Source organism: Acidovorax sp. Leaf191 (assembly GCF_001424425.1).
In the GTDB taxonomy this organism is placed as follows: Bacteria; Pseudomonadota; Gammaproteobacteria; order Burkholderiales; family Burkholderiaceae_C; genus Acidovorax.
Genome location: NZ_LMPT01000019.1, coordinates 89,006 through 102,880, shown reverse-complemented (window position 1 = coordinate 102,880; position 13,875 = coordinate 89,006). Strand labels below are relative to the sequence as shown.

Here is a 13,875-nt window from a genome sequence, read left to right as displayed (position 1 = left end):
CGCATCAGCACCCTCAGTGCTGCGGCCCCGCCAGCGTCAGCTCGCCCAGGTCCCGCTCCAGCAGGGCCGGGTCGCCCAGCTGCAGTTCGATCAGGCGGCGCAGGTGGGTCACGCTGTCCAGGTCGATGCCGCGGCACAGCAGGCCGGCGTGCTGGCCCTCGACGTGGGCGATTTCGGTGGACATGGCGATGTGGTTGCCCGTCTCGGCCAGCGGGATGGTGAGCTGGCACAGCATGCCGGCTTCGAGCTCCGCCTGGGCGGGGGCCACCAGCAGCGCGCCCTTGAGGGACAAGTCCAGCACGTGCACGCTGAAGGCATCCGTGGCGGTGGTCAGCAGGGCCGGTGCGTCGAAACCAACGCGGACGAAGTGGCGCCGTTCATGGGGCATCGCTGTCTCCTGGGCGAAGCGGGGTGATGGGTACATGCTACTCCAAGCGCGCCGGTCGTTTATTACGTTTGGATGTTTTTGCAACCTTTCGGTAACATGTGGCTTTCTCTTAGGGGATCAGCTGTTGAATTCACGCGCATCCCTGTTCAGAGCCCGGTACGCTGTGTGGCTGCGCTGGATGGTGCTGGCGCCATTGCTGTATGCATGCATCGGCACCAGTGCGCATGCTGCGCCCCGCGAGTTGCGCGTGGGGGTGTACTCCAACGAGCCCAAGCTGTTTGTCGACGCGCAGGGCCGGGCGTCGGGCATTTTTGTCGACCTGCTGCAGCTGGTGGCCGAGCGCGAGCACTGGACGCTGCGCTATGTGCCGTGCGAATGGCAGGACTGCCTGGATGCCCTGGCCGCGGGTCAGCTCGACCTGATGCCCGATGTGGCCCGCACTCGCGAGCGCGAGCGGCTGTACGACTTCCATTCCCTGCCGGTGCTGCACAGCTGGTCGCAGGTCTACCGCGCACGCGGCAGCACCATCCAGTCGATGTTCGACCTGGCGGGCAAGCGTGTGGCGGTGCTCAAGGGCTCGGTGCAGCGCGCCACCTTTCTGAGCATGATGGACAGCTTCGGCATCGCCGTGCTGTTGATCGACGCGTCGACGCTGGTCGAAGCCTTCGAGTTCGTGCAGCGAGGCGACGCGGACGCGGTGATCTCCAACCACCTGTTCGGCAACCTGCAGGCGGGGCAGTTCGGCCTGGTCGATGCGGGCATCGTGTTCCAGCCCTCGTCGCTGTATTTCGCCACCGGCCCGGGCCGCAATGCCGATGTGCTGGCGGCCATCGACCAGTCGGTGCAGCGCTGGCGCTCCGGCGCGGAGCCGCGCTACACGCAGGTGATGGGCCGGTGGGCCGGGCCTGAAGCAGGGGCGCAGATGTCGGCGGCCATGGGCTGGGCCATGGTGGCGCTGGCGGTGTTCGCGCTGCTGGCGGCGGTGTCGGCGGTGGCGCTGCGGCGCAAGGTGGACGAGCGCACGCGCAAGCTGCAGGCCAGCGAGCAGAAGCTGGCCACCATCCTGGACAGCGTGGGCGCCTTCATCTACATCAAGGGACAGGACTTCCGCTACGAATACGCCAACCACCACATCCTCGGCCTGTTCGGCCGGCAGGCGCAGGACGTGGTGGGGCTCGATGATTCCGCCTTCTTCGACCAGGCCACCACCGCGCAGCTGCAGGCCAACGACCGGCGCGTGCTGCAGCAGGGCGAGCTGCTGGAGGTGGAGGAGGTCAACACGCACCTGGCCACGGGCGAGACACGGGCGTACCTGTCCGTCAAGATCCCGCTGCGCCTGCCCGATGGCAGCATCCATGCGCTGTGCGGCATCTCCACCGACATCACCGAGCGGCGCAAGGCCGAAGAGTCGCTGCGCATCGCCGCCACGGTGTTCGAGTCGTTCGAAGGCATGGTGGTGACCGGGCCGGACCAGCGCATCCTGACGGCCAACCAGTCGTATGCGCGGCTGACGGGCTACTCGGTGCAGGAGCTCGTGGGTGAGACGCCGCGGCTGCTGCAATCGGGCCGCCACGACACGCATTTCTATACCGCGCTCAAGGACGCGCTCAGCGCCACCGGCGGCTGGCAGGGCGAGGTCTGGAACCGCCGCAAGAACGGCGAGGTGTACCCCGCGTGGATCACCGTCACCGCGGTGCGCTCGCCGCAGGGCGAGATCACGCACTACGTGGGCACGCAGACCGACATCTCGGCCCGCAAGGCGGCAGAGGAAGAGATCCGCCTGCTGGCGTACTACGACCCGCTGACGGGTCTGCCCAACCGGCGCCTGATGGCCGACCGCCTGCAGCATGGACTCGCGAGTGCGGCGCGCATGGGCACCGGCGGTGCGCTGCTGTTCGTGGACCTGGACAACTTCAAGGACCTGAACGACACGCAGGGCCACGAGATCGGCGACCAACTGCTGTGCCAGGTGGCGGCCAGGCTGGGCGGCGTGCGCCAGGGCGTGACCGTGGCGCGCCTGGGCGGTGATGAGTTCGTCCTGCTGATCGAGGGGCTGAGCCCCCAGCCCGCGGAAGCCGCGGCGCAGGCCGAGGCGGTGGCGCGCACCGTGTTGCTGGCGCTGGGGCAGGGCTACCCGCTGGGCGGGCGCATGTACCACGGCTCCTGCAGCATCGGCGTGGCCTTGTATGCCGATGCGCAGGGCTCGGTGGACGAGCTGCTCAAGCGCGGGGACCTGGCCATGTACCAGGCCAAGGCGGCAGGGCGCAACACGCTGCAGTTCTTCGACCCCCGCACGCAGGCAGCCGTGTCGGCCCGCACCGCGCTGGAGGCCGACCTGCGCGAGGCCCTGCGCGACGGCCAGTTCCTGCTGCATTACCAGGCGCAGATCAGCCAGTTCGACGGCATGGTGGGGGCCGAGGCGCTGGTGCGCTGGCAGCACCCAGAGCGGGGCCTGGTGTCGCCGGGGGAGTTCGTCCCAGTGGCGGAGGCGTCGGGCATGATCGTGCCGCTGGGCGCGTGGATCTTGCGCACCGCGTGCGTGCAGCTGGTGCAGTGGGCGCAAAGCCCGCTGACTGCCCACTGGAGCCTGGCCGTGAACGTGAGCGCGCGCCAGTTCCGCCACCCCGACTTCGTCGACGATGTGCTGACCATGCTCGAAGAGACCGGCGCCGACCCGCAGCGCCTGAAGCTGGAGCTGACCGAGACCTTGCTGCTGGACGACGTGGAAGACACCATCCTGCGCATGACCACGCTGCGGGCATTGGGCATCCGCTTCTCGCTCGATGACTTCGGCACGGGCTATTCCAGCCTGGCGTACCTCAAGCGGCTGCCGCTGGACCAGCTCAAGATCGATCAGGGTTTCGTGCGCGATCTGCTCACCGACGCCAACGACGCCAGCATCGCGCGCGCCATCGTCACCCTGGCGCAGACCATGGAACTGGGCGTGATCGCCGAGGGCGTGGAGACCGCCGAGCAGCGCGACATGCTGGCCAGCCTGGGCTGCCACGTGTGGCAGGGCTACCTGTTCGGAAGGCCGGGCCCGGCCAGCGCACTGCTCGCCGTGCCCGAGATCGTGTTGGCCTGAGAACGTCGTCTGCGCCATCTTCGCCCGTTTCCCCTGTCTTCGCGGTGGAGGCCTCGCGCACGGCCGGCATGGCGGGAGGATGCGCGATCTGCAGGCTTGGGCATCTTGCGGCCGGTCGGCCCGTCTGTCGCCATTGGATGACATCGCTGCGCGGCGCGATGCAGTAGGGTCAAGGGCGCTTGACGGTCCAGCCCATGGGTGGCCCTGGTGCACGGTTGGCGTGCGTGGCGCGTTGAACAACAAGGAGCACCGCATGACAAACACCACAACCCCCACGATGACCTCCGGTCTTCGCCTTTTCTTTTCTGGCGCCGCCGCTGCGCTGCTGATGGCTGTGGCGGGCGGTGCGCAGGCACAGGGCTACGTCAACGCCACCGTCGGCAGCGAACTGGCACCGGGTGTGTATGGCCGCATCAACATCGGCAACGCGGCACCGCCGCCCGTGCTGTACGCCGAGCCCGTGATCATCCACCGCCCTGCGGTCGTGGTGCCCCGCGCGCCCATCTACATGTACGTGCCGCCCGGCCATGCCAAGAACTGGGGCAGGCACTGCGGCCGCTACAACGCCTGCAACCAGCCGGTCTACTTTGTGCAGGAGCCCCCACCGCGCCGGGGTCCTCCCCACCATCGCGGCCCGCACGGGCGCGATGACCGCCGCTGGGACGACGACCACCGCCATGGCGGCAAGCACGACCGGGACCGTGGACGTGATCGCCACGGCGACGACGACCGGGGACGCGGCCACGGCAAGGGCCACGGGCACGGCCACCGCGATTGAGGGCTGAGCTGGCGGCCTGAAGCGCCCAGCGCCCTTTCCAGCCTCCCGCGCCTTCCTGAGCCTATAGGCCTGGAAGGCGCTGCCATTTGCGCCAGCGCAGACGCTGCGAAGGTGGCAGCGGTTAAGCTCGGGCCTCTATGGCCCAAGTCACTTTCTCACCCCCGTTCACCACCCCTTCGGACGTTGCCAATCATCTGAGCCAGCGCGGCTATGCCGTGCTGTCCCCGGCCGATGTGGCCCGCTTCATCGGCGGCGACTTGCCGGCGTTGATGGCGCTCAATCGCGACTGGGACAGCCTGCCGCCCGATGAATTTCTGAAAGACGGCGGGCGTTACCGCCGCCGTCGCCACGCGTGCTTCGTGGTGCAGGGCGGACAGGTGCAGCAGGTGCCGCACCGCGCCCACTGGCAGCCGGTGGAATACAACGCGCTGCACGGCGGCATGGAGCGCTGGTTCGCGCCCATGGAGCCCGCCACCGTGGCCCAGCCCGTATGGCATCAGTTGCTGGCGGCTCTGGCCAATGTCTCCGACGCCGTGTTTGCAACCAACGCCGATGCGCCACAGCCCTGGTTCGTGGAGGCGCACCAGTTCCGCATCGACACCACCGACGGCATCGGCCGCCCCACGCCCGAAGGCGCGCACCGCGACGGCGTGGACCTGGTGGCCGTGTTTTTGGTGGGGCGTGCGGGCATCAAGGGCGGCGAGACGCGGGTGTTTGAAGCCCATGGCCCGAGCGGCCAGCGCTTCACCCTGACCGAGCCATGGTCGCTGCTGCTGCTGGACGACGCGCGCATGATCCATGAGTCCACCCCCATCCAGCCGGTGGACGCTGCGGGCCACCGCGACACGCTCGTCGTCACCTGCCGGCGCGGCAACTTCCAGGGTGCGGACGTGGTGGGGACGGTGCCGGCGGGCGGCTGACCCGGCCAGGCCTGCGGGATGCTGGCCGGCGCAGCGTCAAACCCTGCGGGCTCGCGGGAATGACTGCGCCGCATTTGATGCGAATCAAGATGCAAGGTATGGTGGACGTTCACACTGGCGTCAGACGGGCCCGCCACAAGCCGGCCCATCCCCCTTTCCATCCATTCCAAGGAGAAGCACCATGTTCAAGCACATTCTGGTTCCTGTAGACGGCTCGGAGACCTCCGCACTGGCGGTGTCCAAGGCCGCCGCCCTGGCCAAGACCTTCGGCAGCGCAGTGACGGCGGTGTATGTGGTCGACCCCTATCCCTTCACCGGCGTGGGCGCTGATTTCGCCTACGGCCAGGCGCAGTACATCAACGCCGCCACCGCAGAGGCCAACACGGCGCTCGAAGCCGCCCGCAAGGCCATGGCCGAAGCGGGCGTGCAGGTGACCACCGTGGTCGGCGAAGGCCATGCCGTGCACGACGGCATCCTGCGTGCGCTGGAGAGCACCGGCGCCGACCTCATCGTGATGGGCTCCCACGGCCGCCGCGGCCTGGAAAAGCTGGTCCTGGGCAGCGTCACCCAGCGCGTGCTGGGCGTGGTGCACATCCCCGTGCTGGTCGTGCGCACCTGATCACTGCAAACAGCACCGCCCATGACAAACGGCTCCCCAGGGAGCCGTTTTCATTGCAGTTCTTGACGCCACTGCCCATTGCCAGCAGCCCGCAGAACAAGCACGCCCCAAGCCCAGTGCACCCGTGGAACTGGCTCCGCCAGGCCACCGGGTGCGTCCCCCTTTGGGGGAAGGCGCGAAGCGACTCAGGGGGTTACTCTATTTTCGCGCCAGAAGCTTCAACGATCCCCTTCCACTGCACGTACTCGGTCTTGAGCAGCGTGCCCAGTTGCGCTGGCGACATGGCTTCGGGCTCCGCGCCTTGCGCGTGGATGGCGGCCTTCATGTCGGCGGTGGCCAGCAGCTTGTTGACTTCGGCATTCACCGCGGCCACCACGTTGGCAGGCGTGCCTGCGGGTGCGAACACGCCGTACCAGGTGCTCACGTCAAAGCCCTTGAAGCCCGACTCGGCCACGGTGGGCACATCAGGCAGCGACGAGCTGCGCTTGGCCGACGTGACCGCCAGCGGGCGCAGCTTGCCGGACTTGATCTGGCCCATGGCCGACGGCAGCGACGACACCAGCAGGTCCACGTTGCCCGCCAGCGCATCCATCAGCGCGGGGTTGGAGCCCTTGTACGGGATGTGGCTGAGCTTCACGCCCGCGGCCTTCTCGAACAGATCGCCCGCCAGGTGGATGGACGTGCCGTTGCCGGGCGAGCCGTAGGTCACGGTGCCGGGCGCGGCCTTGGCGGCGGCCACCACGTCGGCCAGGCTCTTGTACTTGGAGTTCACGCTGGTGGCGATGACCACGGGCGTGTAGGCCACGTGGGCCACGGGCGTCAGGTCCTTGGTGGGGTCCCAGGGCAGGTTCTTGTACAGCCAGGGGCCGATGACCAGGTTGTCCTTCTGGCCCATCACCAGGTCGTAGCCGGTCGGGGCGGCCTTGACAGCCTCGCCGATGCCGATGGTGCCGCCGGCGCCGGCCTTGTTGTCGGCCACCACGGTCCACTTGGCGCTCTCGGTGAGCTTGGTGGCCACCAGGCGCGACAGGATGTCGGTGCCGCCGCCGGGCGGGAAGGGCACGATCAGGCGGATGGGCTTGTTGGGGTAAGCGCCGGACGCGGCCGGGGTGGCGGCCGTCTGGGCCTGGGCGGTGGCGCCCATGGCCAGGGCGAGCGCGGTGAAGGAAGAAAGCAGGGTGCGAATCATGGTCAGATATGTCTCCGTCGGTTCAATGAAATGGGCGGGCGGCGTTGCCCATGTGCATGGGCCGCGCGCCGCTCTGCCGGTCTTGGTGCCAGCACCCGGGGATGATCGCTGATCCGCCGGGGGGCCTGCCTTGCCAATGCAGGGTGGCAGCATCGCCGCTGGCGATGGCTGCCTCACCGGGCGGCGAAGGCATGGACTACATGCGCTCGAAGATCGCGGCGATGCCCTGGCCGCCGCCGATGCACATGGTCACCAGCGCGTAGCGGCCCTGCACGCGCTGCAGTTCGTGCAGCGCCTTCACGGTGATCAGCGCGCCGGTGGCGCCGATGGGGTGGCCGAGCGAAATGCCCGAGCCGTTCGGGTTGACCTTGGCCGGGTCCAGGCCCAGGTCTTGGGTGACGGCACAGGCCTGCGCGGCAAACGCTTCGTTGGCCTCGATCACGTCCAGGTCCGCCACGGTAAGGCCGGCCTTCTTCAGCGCCGCCTGCGTGGCCGGCACCGGGCCGATGCCCATGTACTTGGGGTCCACACCCGCGTGGGCGTAGGCCACCAGGCGGGCCAGGGGCTTGGCGCCGCGCGCCTTGGCGGCACCGGCTTCCATCAGCACCAGCGCGGCGGCGGCGTCGTTGATGCCCGAGGCGTTTCCGGCCGTCACCGTGCCGTTTTCCTTGGCGAACACGGGCTTGAGCTTGGCCATGTCGGCCAGCGTGGCGCCGGGGCGAAAGTGCTCATCGGTCGCGTACGACACGTCACCCTTCTTGCTCTTCAAGGTCACGGGCACGATCTGGTCCTTGAAGTAGCCAGCGGCCGTGGCGCGCTCGGCGCGGTTGTGGCTCTCCACCGCCAGCTGGTCCTGCTGCTCGCGGCTGATGCCCCACTTGGCGGCGATGTTCTCGGCCGTCACGCCCATGTGGATGTTGTGGAAGGGGTCGTGCAGCGCGCCGATCATCATGTCCACCATCTTGGTGTCGCCCATGCGGGCGCCCCAGCGCATGTTCAGGCTCGCGAACGGTGCGCGGCTCATGACCTCGGCACCCGCGCCGATGGCGACGTCGGTGTCGCCCAGCAGGATGGACTGGCTGGCGTTCACGATGGCCTGCAGGCCCGAGCCGCACAGGCGGTTGACGTTGTAGGCAGGAGTGCCCTCGCCGCAGCCGCCGTTAATGGCCGCCACGCGCGACAGGTACATGTCTTTGGGTTCGGTGTTGACCACATGGCCGAACACCACATGGCCCACGTCCTTGCCGTCCACGTTGGCGCGCGCCAGCGATTCCTTGACGACCAGGGCGCCCAGCTCGGTGGGAGGAATGTCCTTGAGGCTGCCGCCAAAGGTGCCGATGGCGGTGCGCACTGCGCTGACGACGACGACTTCACGGGTCATGGGGAGGTCCTTTCAGAGAGGTTTTGAATCAAATGGGCCGCTACCGCTTGTCCATCAAGCGCCAGCAGCTATCAAAATGGGAGCTTTCTGTTCACGCGTCCCGTACGTCAGCCACCGGGTTGGTGCCGAAATCGGCGCGGTCGAGCCAGGCCAGAACGCGGGCTGCGGCGTCAGCGGGTGATGTGAGCTGCCCACCCGTCTTGAGGTTGGCAAAGTTCTGCTGGTCCGGGAAGGCATCGGGCGCAGCGCCGCGCAGCTGCACCTGCATGTCGGTGTCGATCACGCCCGGCGCCAGCGAGCACACCTTGGCGCCGTGGGGCTTGATGGCTTCGTCCAGCGCCACGCAGCGCGTGAAATGGTCCATGCCCGCCTTGGCCGCGCAGTACGCGGCTTGCGAGGCCATGGCGCGGCGGCCCAGGCCCGAGGAGATGTTGAGCACCTTGCGCGGCACGCTCGTCCACGCATCGGTGGCGCCCAGGAAGGCGGCGGTCAGCTGCATGGGCGCCTCCAGCCCCACGCGCAGGGCGGTGGCCAGGTCGGCGGCGTCGCTGCCAGACAGCGGGGCGATGCGCGGGATCATGCCGGCGTTGTTGATCAGCGTGGCGCTGGCAAACGCCTGCGGGCCCTGGGCTGCCAGCCAGGCCTGCAGCCTGTGCGCGGCCTGCTCGCCCTGCGACAGGTCGAGCTGCCATTGTTCGATGGTGACGCCTGAAGCCTTGGCTTCGGTGGCCAGGTCGGTGTTGGCGCTGCGGGCGATGCAGATCAGCGTGTTGCCGCTGCGCAAAAGCTGCTGGGCCATGGCCAGGCCCATGCCGCGCGACGCGCCGGTCAGGATGTAGAGGTGGTTTTGAGGCATCCCGCCATGTTACTGCGCAGTACGCACCGCAGCGCGTGCCGGTGGCTAACTACTGCCCCGTGGGGGACTCCAGCGCCGCCAGCAGCAGCGACAGCCGGGCGTCCAGCGCGGCCAGGTCGGCGGCCTTGAGCGGCGCCAGGATGCGGTGCTCGTTGGCCACATGGGCCTCCACGGCCCGGTCGATCAGCGCGAGCCCGGCGGGGGTCAGCTGCACCAGCGAGCTGCGCGCGTCGTCGGGGTTGGGCAGCCGGGTGATCCAGCCGCTGGCTTCGAGCTTGCCCATGCGGTGCGTCATCGTGCCCGACGTGACCATGAGGGTGGAGAACAGCGTGGTGGGCGCCAGGCAGTGCGGCGCGCCAGAGCGGCGCAGCGTGGCCAGCATGTCGAACTCCCACACGCTCAGGCCGAACTCGGCAAAGGTCTCGTCCAGCCGGCGCTCCAGCAGGGCGGTGCAGCGCTTGATGCGGCCGATCGGCCCCATGGGGCTGACGTCGAGGTCGGGGCGCTCGCGGTGCCACTGGGCCAAGATGGCGTCCACGGCGTCGGGTTGGCGTTGTGTGGCCATCGTGTCGGGCTTCAAAGTATCTTGATTTCAAGATTGTATGGTAGAGTTATTTATCTTGAATTGAAGATAATTAGCCATGCAAGACACCCGCTCCACCCCCTGGCTCGACGCGCTGACCACCGCGCTCGGCCCCGTCATCTGGGGCTCCACCTACATCGTCACCACCGAGCTGCTGCCGCCCGACCGGCCCTTCACCGCCGCGCTGCTGCGCACGTTGCCCGCCGGCCTGCTGCTGGTGCTGTGGTGCCGCCGGTGGCCGGCATGGGGCGACTGGACCGGCTGGCGGCGCCTGGTGGTGCTGGCGGCGCTGAACATCGGCGTGTTCCAGGCGCTGCTGTTCGTGGCGGCGTACCGGCTGCCGGGTGGCGTGGCCGCCGTGGTGGGCGCCATCGGCCCGCTGGTGGTGATGGGGCTGACCTGGGCGATGGACCACCGGCGCCCACCCGCCGTGGCCCTGGCGGCCGGTGCCCTGGGCGTGTTGGGCATGGCGGCGCTGCTGCTGTCGCCCGGCGCACGCTGGGACATGGTGGGCGTGGCCGCAGCGCTGGTGGGCACGCTGTGCATGGCGGCGGGCACGTTCTGGTCGCGCCGCTGGCGGTCCGACCTGCCGGTGCTGGCCTTCACCGGCTGGCAACTGCTGGCGGGCGGCCTCATGCTGGCGCCCGTGGCCTGGCTGGTGGACCCGCCGCTGCCCGTGCTGACCGCCGTCAACGTGGCCGGCTATGTGTACCTGAGCGTGGCGGGTGCCTTGCTGGCCTATGCGCTGTGGTTCCGCGGCATTGCGCGGCTGCCTTCGGTGGCGGTGTCGTCGCTGGGGCTACTGAGCCCGGTGACGGCGGTGCTGCTGGGCTGGGCGTTGCTGGGGCAGTCGATGCGGGGCATCTCGCTGGTGGGCATGCTGGTGGTGTTGGGCAGCATCCTGGCGGTGCAGTGGGCGATGTCTCGGCCTGCGGCGGTGTAGCTTGGGGCGCGTTTGACTGCACTGCTGCACGGAGCGGTCACCGGCAGTTGCTATTGAAATAATAGCTGCTAGCGCTTGTCTAGAGAGCGGTAGGCCCTGTTTTTATTCAAATTCGGCCGGCCATTCCAGCGCCACCTCGGCCCGTGTGGCCGGGTGCAAGAGGCGCAGATGGCTCGCATGCAGCAGCAGCCGCGGGGCCTGTGCTTGCGTGGCGGCATCGGCATACAGCGCGTCGCCCAGAATGGGGTGGCCCAACGCCGCCAGGTGCACGCGCAGCTGGTGGGTGCGCCCGGTCACCGGCTCCAGCTCGACATGGGTAGTGCCCTGGGCCGCGTCGTGGCGGCGCACGCGCCAGCGCGTCAGGCTGGGCTTGCCCAGCACGGGGTCGATCACGCGCAGGGGGCGGCGCTCCCAGTCGGCCGCGATCGGCAGGTCGATGTCCTGCCAGGCATCGGTCGCCTGGCCGTCGGGCTGCATGCGGCCCTGCACCACGGCCTGGTAGCGCTTGTGCACCTGGCGCTCGGCAAAGGCGTGGCTCAGGCGCCGCTGGGCGTCGATGTGGCGCGCCATGATCACGAGGCCGGACGTCGCCTGGTCCAGCCGGTGCACGATGAGCGCGCCGGGCCAGCGCTCTTGCGCGCGGGCGCTCAGGCAGTCCTGCTTGTCCGGCCCGCGTCCGGGCACGCACAGCAGGCCGGAGGGCTTTTGCAGCACCAGCAGATCGGCGTCCTCGTACATCGCCTGCACGGCGAGCGCGGCTTGCGCAGCGGGCGGGGCGTGAAGAGCGTCCACCGCGTGCCCGGCGCCCACCGCGGGCTCAGCCGGCTCAGGCGGCGTCATCGCCTGCTGCGCTGCCGGCAATGAGCCGCTGCACGGTGGCGCAGAGTTCTTCCACGTCGTTGGGCTTGTGGATCAGGGCACGCGCGCCTTCGGCCAGGGCTTCCTGTTCGATCTCGGCCGTCACGTAGCCCGACGCCAGCGCCACCGGCAGGTCGGGTCGGATGAGCCGGGCCTCGCGCACCAGGTCCACGCCGCAGAAGCCGGGCATGTTGTAGTCGGTCACCAGCAGGTCGTAGCACTGGGGCGCGGCGCGCAGCGCGGCCGTGGCCTCGTGCGGGTCGGTGAAGCCGCTGACTTCGTAGCCCCGGCGGCGCAGCAGCCGCTGCACCAGGAACACCAGGGCTTGGTCGTCGTCCACGTACATCACATGCGGCTTGCGCGGTGGCGGTGCGCAGTCGGCCACCTCGGGCTCAGGGGGCGGTGCGGCTGGCGGGGTGTGCGGCACGGGGGGCGGGGTGGGCAGGGTGCTGGCCGGTGCCACCGGAAAGTACAGCGTGAACCGGCTGCCCTGGCCGGGCGCGCTTTGCACGTCCACGCCGCCTTCGTGCGTGCGCATCACGCCATGCACCACCGCCAGGCCCAGGCCCGTGCCCTGGCCCACGGGCTTGGTGGTGAAGAAGGGCTCGAAGATGCGCTCCAGCGTGGCCGCGTCCATGCCCGGGCCGGTGTCGCGCACGGCCAGCGCCACGTAGTCCATCGGGGCCAGGCCCAGCCGCTCGCTGAGCCGGTGGTCGGGCTGCACGGCGGCCGCTTCGACATGGATGCTGCCGCGCTCGGTGCCAATGGCGTGGACGGCGTTGGTGCACAGGTTCAGCAGCGCCTGCTCCACCTGCGTGGCGTCGCCCAGCACGGGCGGCAGGCCCTGCTGCAGGTGCATGTGCAGCTCCACCGCGGGTGGCAGCGTCACGCGCAGCAGGCGCTCGGTGTCGTGCACCACTTCGGCCAGCGATACGGCGGTGCGCCGCGGCGGCTCGTTGCGGCTGAAGGTGAGGATCTGGCGCACCAGGTCGCGCGCGCGGCGTCCGGCCTTGTCGATCTCCAGCAGGCTCTCCAGCACCGGCGAGTGGGGCGCGCAGTCGGCCTTGGCCAGCTCCACATTGCCCAGGATGGCGCCCAGGATATTGTTGAAGTCGTGCGCGATGCCGCCGGCCATGGTGCCCACGGCCTGCATTTTTTGCGATTCGCGCAGTTGCGCCTCCAGCTCGTTGCGGTGCGCCTCGGCCTTCTTGCGGCCGGTGAGGTCGCGCGCGAACACCGTGGTGGTCTCGCCTTCCGCGTGGCGCTCGAACGAGACGCTGACTTCCACCGCCAGCTCCTTGCCGCTGGCCGTCAGCGCCGTCATCTCGCCCAGCATGGCCTGCGTGGTGAGCTGCGCAAACGCCAGGGCCTGCGCCGCGTCGGGCAGAAAGCGGTCGAGCGTGCTGCCCAGCGCGTCGCCCGCGCTGCACTGGAACAGCGCCGCGGCCGTGGGGTTGAACACGGTGATGCGCTGGTGCTGGTCCACGCACAGGATGGCGTCGAGCGCCGAATTGATGATGGCCTCCAGCCGCTTTTCGCTGGCGTAGAGCTGCTGGTTGCGCTGCTGCAGCGTGAGCGCGCTGTGCTGCAGCGCCTGGCGCTCGGCCAGCAGCGGGCCCTGGTCGATCACCGCGCACAGGAACTGCGGCAGCGGCGGCCCGCTGGCCTGCGGTGCCTCGATATGGGCGATGTGCAGGTCGCCGTTGATGCGGGTGTCGTCATTGATCGCGAACACCACCTCCTTGACGTCGCTGTGGCCCAGGTCCTTGGCCAGCGCGAAGGCCTCGCGCACCCGCCGAGCGTCCTGCTCGCGCACGAAGGGCAGCAGTGCCGTCAGCGGCCGGTCCCGCTCGGTGGGCTGGAAAGATCGGTGCGCCATGGAGTTGGCCTGCACCACCAGGTCGTGTTCGTCCACCACCATCAGGGCCAGGGGCAGGCTGGCGAACAGCGTCTCGAACCGCTCGTAGGCGCTCTCTGCCACGGTCTGGCTGTAGCGCAGCACCTTGTTCTGGCTTTCCAGCTCGGCCTGGTAGGCGCGCAGCTCGGCCACCAGTCCCTCGGCAGGTGCGCCGGGCGGCAGCGCCGGCGGGCCGGTGCGCACGACCGGCGTGCCCGGCGCGCCAGCCACTTGCGCGGACATGCGGCGGGAGGGGTCCAGAAAAGACAGGTCGGGTTCGCTCATGGGAAAAAGGCCGCGCGGACTCCACGCAGGTGCTGTGCAGCGCAAGGGCCGTGCGCTGCCGCCGTGCAGGGCTTGCGGGGGCGCCGCAAGGCA

Annotated in this window: 12 protein-coding genes; 5 read left to right on the top strand and 7 right to left on the bottom strand. The window is 69.3% G+C overall.

What is annotated here, in order from left to right; all coding sequences use genetic code 11:
* Positions 1-13: 13 nt before the first annotated feature.
* Entirely contained in the window at positions 14-388 is a 375-nt protein-coding gene (locus ASG27_RS14545; protein WP_056412506.1) for a PilZ domain-containing protein, read from the bottom strand.
* A 124-nt stretch (positions 389-512) separates the two neighbouring features.
* On the opposite strand from ASG27_RS14545, the gene ASG27_RS27885 reads away from it, so the two are divergent.
* The 4 genes from ASG27_RS27885 (at position 513) to ASG27_RS14525 (ending at position 5,790) form a co-directional block, all read left to right on the top strand.
* Positions 513-3,473, top strand: a complete 2,961-nt coding sequence (locus ASG27_RS27885; RefSeq protein ID WP_326938671.1) for an EAL domain-containing protein — start codon at positions 513-515, stop codon at positions 3,471-3,473.
* Between the two features lie 253 nt (positions 3,474-3,726).
* Positions 3,727-4,251 (top strand): hypothetical protein, encoded by a 525-nt coding sequence (locus ASG27_RS14535; protein ID WP_156370900.1) that lies wholly within the window; start codon positions 3,727-3,729, stop codon positions 4,249-4,251.
* 137 nt (positions 4,252-4,388) lie between these two features.
* The gene (locus ASG27_RS14530) at positions 4,389-5,171 is read left to right on the top strand and encodes a 2OG-Fe dioxygenase family protein (protein WP_056412502.1); all 783 of its coding nucleotides are present in this window, start codon (positions 4,389-4,391) and stop codon (positions 5,169-5,171) included.
* Positions 5,172-5,352: 181 nt separating this feature from the next.
* A complete protein-coding gene (locus ASG27_RS14525; RefSeq protein WP_056412499.1) occupies positions 5,353-5,790 on the top strand; it encodes a universal stress protein in 438 nt (145 codons plus the stop codon).
* Between the two features lie 193 nt (positions 5,791-5,983).
* Here ASG27_RS14525 and ASG27_RS14520 read toward each other — a convergent pair whose 3' ends face one another.
* From ASG27_RS14520 to ASG27_RS14505, 4 genes are all read right to left on the bottom strand, one after another.
* Positions 5,984-6,979, bottom strand: a complete 996-nt coding sequence (locus ASG27_RS14520; RefSeq protein WP_056412496.1) for a tripartite tricarboxylate transporter substrate binding protein — start codon at positions 6,977-6,979, stop codon at positions 5,984-5,986.
* 196 nt (positions 6,980-7,175) lie between these two features.
* Positions 7,176-8,360: a beta-ketothiolase BktB gene (gene bktB / locus ASG27_RS14515; RefSeq protein WP_056412493.1), complete on the bottom strand. Its 1,185-nt coding sequence runs from the start codon at positions 8,358-8,360 to the stop codon at positions 7,176-7,178.
* 91 nt (positions 8,361-8,451) lie between these two features.
* Positions 8,452-9,216 (bottom strand): SDR family NAD(P)-dependent oxidoreductase, encoded by a 765-nt coding sequence (locus ASG27_RS14510; protein ID WP_056412488.1) that lies wholly within the window; start codon positions 9,214-9,216, stop codon positions 8,452-8,454.
* A 49-nt stretch (positions 9,217-9,265) separates the two neighbouring features.
* The gene (locus ASG27_RS14505; RefSeq protein WP_056412484.1) at positions 9,266-9,781 is read right to left on the bottom strand and encodes a MarR family winged helix-turn-helix transcriptional regulator; all 516 of its coding nucleotides are present in this window, start codon (positions 9,779-9,781) and stop codon (positions 9,266-9,268) included.
* Positions 9,782-9,857: 76 nt separating this feature from the next.
* On the opposite strand from ASG27_RS14505, the gene ASG27_RS14500 reads away from it, so the two are divergent.
* Positions 9,858-10,742, top strand: a complete 885-nt coding sequence (locus ASG27_RS14500; protein ID WP_056412481.1) for an EamA family transporter — start codon at positions 9,858-9,860, stop codon at positions 10,740-10,742.
* A 102-nt stretch (positions 10,743-10,844) separates the two neighbouring features.
* Here ASG27_RS14500 and ASG27_RS14495 read toward each other — a convergent pair whose 3' ends face one another.
* Entirely contained in the window at positions 10,845-11,480 is a 636-nt protein-coding gene (locus ASG27_RS14495; RefSeq protein ID WP_056412743.1) for an RluA family pseudouridine synthase, read from the bottom strand.
* Between the two features lie 88 nt (positions 11,481-11,568).
* Complete coding sequence (locus ASG27_RS14490) at positions 11,569-13,782, bottom strand: hybrid sensor histidine kinase/response regulator (RefSeq protein ID WP_056412478.1); 2,214 nt, start codon at positions 13,780-13,782, stop codon at positions 11,569-11,571.
* Positions 13,783-13,875 lie beyond the last annotated feature (93 nt).

Coding starts and splice junctions, on each gene's coding strand:
- ASG27_RS14525 (WP_056412499.1), top strand. CDS start 5,353: ATGTTCAAGCACATTCTGGTTCCTGTAGACGGCTCGGAGACCTCCGCA.
- bktB (WP_056412493.1), bottom strand. CDS start 8,360: ATGACCCGTGAAGTCGTCGTCGTCAGCGCAGTGCGCACCGCCATCGGC.
- ASG27_RS14530 (WP_056412502.1), top strand. CDS start 4,389: ATGGCCCAAGTCACTTTCTCACCCCCGTTCACCACCCCTTCGGACGTT.
- ASG27_RS14545 (WP_056412506.1), bottom strand. CDS start 388: ATGCCCCATGAACGGCGCCACTTCGTCCGCGTTGGTTTCGACGCACCG.
- ASG27_RS14535 (WP_156370900.1), top strand. CDS start 3,727: ATGACAAACACCACAACCCCCACGATGACCTCCGGTCTTCGCCTTTTC.
- ASG27_RS14495 (WP_056412743.1), bottom strand. CDS start 11,480: ATGTACGAGGACGCCGATCTGCTGGTGCTGCAAAAGCCCTCCGGCCTG.
- ASG27_RS14505 (WP_056412484.1), bottom strand. CDS start 9,781: ATGGCCACACAACGCCAACCCGACGCCGTGGACGCCATCTTGGCCCAG.
- ASG27_RS14510 (WP_056412488.1), bottom strand. CDS start 9,216: ATGCCTCAAAACCACCTCTACATCCTGACCGGCGCGTCGCGCGGCATG.
- ASG27_RS14490 (WP_056412478.1), bottom strand. CDS start 13,782: ATGAGCGAACCCGACCTGTCTTTTCTGGACCCCTCCCGCCGCATGTCC.
- ASG27_RS14500 (WP_056412481.1), top strand. CDS start 9,858: ATGCAAGACACCCGCTCCACCCCCTGGCTCGACGCGCTGACCACCGCG.
- ASG27_RS14520 (WP_056412496.1), bottom strand. CDS start 6,979: ATGATTCGCACCCTGCTTTCTTCCTTCACCGCGCTCGCCCTGGCCATG.